The sequence below is a fragment of the Devosia sp. genome, from assembly GCF_041917035.1.
Classification (GTDB): Bacteria; Pseudomonadota; Alphaproteobacteria; order Rhizobiales; family Devosiaceae; genus Devosia_A.
On the sequence record NZ_JAYRYM010000352.1, the window covers coordinates 1 to 2,928 of the forward strand.

Below are 2,928 nucleotides of genomic sequence, written 5' to 3' on the forward strand. Positions count from 1 at the left end.
AAGGTCTGCATTTGATGCTGTGGACGGCTCCGCCGTCGGCATCGCAATGTACCACGTTGCGGTGCTCCGGCATCGCCCTGTCCGCGCGGCCCGTTCAGTTCCGCTCCGCCTCGACCAGTTGCGCCAGTTGCGCGGCCACTGTTCCCCAGCCGTCGAAGAAGCCGAGTTCGTCGTGCAGCCGGCGATCGTCCGGGGTCTTGTGCATCACGTGCGCGTGGTACTCGGTGCCCTCCTCATGCGCCCGCAGCGTGATGATGGCGGTGATGAACGGCTGCTTGGCGGGCCGCCAGCCGCCGGTCAGCGCGTTGGTGAACACCAGCCGTTCGTTCTCGGCGAGGTCCAGGTAGCAGGCGTCGAGATGAGGTCCGAACGGGCCGCCGTTCTCGCTCATCTCCGTGACCAGGGCCCCTCCGGGCCGGAGGTCCATTTCGACGACCCGGCACAGGGCCGGCTGCGGAATCCACCACCGGGCAAAGCGTGCCGGGTCGGTCCACGCCCTCCAGATGGCGGCACGGGGTGCCCGGATGATGCGCGAAAGGGTGAGGTCGCGGTCGGGGTCGATCGGGTGGGTCATCAGGCATCCGTGCTTTCATGGGTGACGAGGTCCTCGAGGCGGTCCGTCCGCGCGTCCCAGATGGCGCGCTGCTGGCCGAGCCACCCCTCGGCCGCCGCCAGGGCGCTGCGCTCGAGGGTGCAGGTGCGCACGCGGCCGGCCTTGCTGGTGCGGATCCAGCCGGCCGCCTCCAGCACATGGATGTGCTTGAGGAAGGATGGCAGCGCGATGCCGAACGGTTCGGCCAGTTCTGTGATGCTGGCGGGACCCCGCCCCAATCGGCCGATCACGGCGCGGCGTGTCGGGTCGGTTAGGGCCTGGAAGACGTTGTCGAGCAGATAGTGTTCCATATGGCTAACTATCACGCCGAGACTCCTGCCGCAATGGCCGAACCGGGCGAACCGCGGTAACGCCGCGTTAGCCATGATGGCGCGCAACTACCTTGCATTTACCAAGCGGTATTCGCTCGCCGCTTAGGTTTGTTGGCGAGGGTCACGGTGTCCGGGGTCGGTCCGGATCGGTACTTTGGGGGCTTTGGAAATGCGTCGCCGCTTCGGCAACAGGATCGCCTTGGGGATGGCTGGCGCGGCGGTGCTCGCCACGCTGCTGGCCGGCTGCACGTCCTCCAACCTGGGCGGCTTTGGCACCTATGGCAACAACAAGCTCGAAGTGGCGGAAATCACCAACCCGGGCAGCTACACCGCGGAGGGAGCGCTTGCCGAAGCCCGGGCTCACTTCCGCAACAACGATTTCGGTCATTCCGCGGCGCTCTACAAGCGCGCGGCGGAACTGGCGCCCAAGAGCGCCGAGGCCTATGTCGGGCTCAGTGCCTCCTATGATCGGCTGGGGCGCTTCGATCTGTCCGACCGCGTCTACTCCGCCCTCTACGAGATCACCGGCGGTACCGCGCAGTACTACAACAATGTCGGCTATTCCTACATGCTGCGCGGCAACCTGACGGCGGCGCTGACCAATTTCCGCAAGGCGCAGCGGCTCGATCCCGACAACATCGTCGTCGCCAACAATATCCAGATTCTCAAGGATGCGGCGCGGACGCGCGCCTGAGGCGTGCGGCTGCCTCGCCCGCGCTCCCTGGCGGGCAGGGCGCTCAGGGCGCGGGCGTCTCTCCGTCGGCGGGCACCTCGCCCGGAACGACCTTGCCGTTCTTGCCCAGTCCCTTGGTGGAATAGGCGCTCGACCGGCTCGGGTCGATCGTCTGCTGCTCGAGATTGGCCTTGACGGCGTCCCCGGAGCTGTAGGCTACCTTGTCGCTGCGCTGCAGGTAGTCGTAGGCGCAGCCGCCCAGCCCGATCGCCAGGGCAAGGCCCGCGGCGCCCTTCAGCAGCATGCGCGTTGACCGCTGTCGCATCGGCACCCTCACTGGCCCAGCTCGATGATGAAGCCGAAAGGCCCGGCGACGCCGGCGCCCGACTGGAAGCCCTTGAGCATCTTCGGCGTCACTTCCATCTGCCCAAGGGCGAAGAACTCGACGTCATTGGCCGGCAGGGTCTGGTCGAGCGGCGTGGCCAGCACCTGCCCGGGGGTTGCCGGCTGCATCAGCCGCGGCGTGACGATGACCACCAGCTCGGTGTCGTGCTTCTGAAAGCTCGAGGATTTGAAGAGCGAGCCCAGCACCGGCACATCGCCGATCCAGGGCAGCTGGTTCTGGCTCAGCGCCGTGCTGTTCTGCAGCAGCCCCGCTACGGCGAAGCTCTGGCCGTCGCGCAGCTCGACCGTCGCATCGAGCGTGCGGGTGTTGAACACCGGGTCGCCGGCGGAGGTGAAGCCGCCGATGCCGCTGACTTCCGGCGTCAGCTGGATCTGGATGCGCTCGCCGTCCAGCACCACCGGCGTGAATACCAGCCGCACGCCGAAGTCCCGGTAGTTGATGGCCGCATTGCCGTTCGAGTCGGGGATGCGCACCGGCACCTGTCCACCGGCGAGAAAGCTCGCCTTGACCCCGGACAGCGTCGTCAGGTTCGGCTCCGCCAGGGTGCGCACGAGCTGTTTTCCCTCGAGCGCATTGATCGTCATGTTGAGGTCGATTCCGGCGGCCCCGGAGATCACGCTGGTGATGAACGAGGAAAAGCTCTTGGCGCCGGCCGAGGGATTGTCCGGGCCGCCGCCCAGGGTGATGTCGGTTCCCCCGATGCTGCCACCCCACGAAATGCCGAGTTCCCGACCCGCGTCCCGCTGCGCCTCGAGGATGCGGACCTCGAGGTTGACCTGCTGGCCGCCCACGATGGTCAGGGTGTTGATGACGGCCGGACTGCCGTATTGCGCCACCACCTCCAGCACCTTGTCCATCGATACCTGGTCGGTCACCGTTCCCGAGAGCCGGATTCGACCGTTGACGGTGCCGACCTTGACCTTGG

General features: G+C 67.0%; 5 protein-coding genes. 1 reads left to right on the forward strand and 4 read right to left on the reverse strand.

The genetic code is table 11. From position 1 onward, the window contains the following. Positions 1-94 precede the first annotated feature (94 nt). Positions 95-574: an SRPBCC family protein gene (locus ACE3TU_RS20855; protein ID WP_374627747.1), complete on the reverse strand. Its 480-nt coding sequence runs from the start codon at positions 572-574 to the stop codon at positions 95-97. Next, on the reverse strand, positions 574-903 hold the full coding sequence (locus tag ACE3TU_RS20860; RefSeq protein WP_374627755.1) for an ArsR/SmtB family transcription factor: 330 nt from the start codon (positions 901-903) through the stop codon (positions 574-576). Before ACE3TU_RS20860 ends, ACE3TU_RS20855 begins: the two co-directional genes overlap by 1 nt. Positions 904-1,129: 226 nt before the next feature. Here ACE3TU_RS20860 and ACE3TU_RS20865 point away from each other — a divergent pair, with 226 nt between their 5' ends. Beyond that, positions 1,130-1,618: a tetratricopeptide repeat protein gene (locus ACE3TU_RS20865; protein ID WP_374627749.1), complete on the forward strand. Its 489-nt coding sequence runs from the start codon at positions 1,130-1,132 to the stop codon at positions 1,616-1,618. Between the two features lie 43 nt (positions 1,619-1,661). On the opposite strand, the gene ACE3TU_RS20870 is transcribed toward ACE3TU_RS20865, so the two are convergent. Together ACE3TU_RS20870 and ACE3TU_RS20875 are read right to left on the reverse strand one after the other, a co-directional pair. Next, a complete protein-coding gene (locus tag ACE3TU_RS20870) occupies positions 1,662-1,922 on the reverse strand; it encodes a hypothetical protein (protein WP_374627751.1) in 261 nt (86 codons plus the stop codon). Positions 1,923-1,930: 8 nt separating this feature from the next. After that, positions 1,931-2,928, reverse strand: a 998-nt coding sequence (locus ACE3TU_RS20875) for a type II and III secretion system protein family protein (protein WP_374627753.1), incomplete at its 5' end; no start/stop codon positions are given.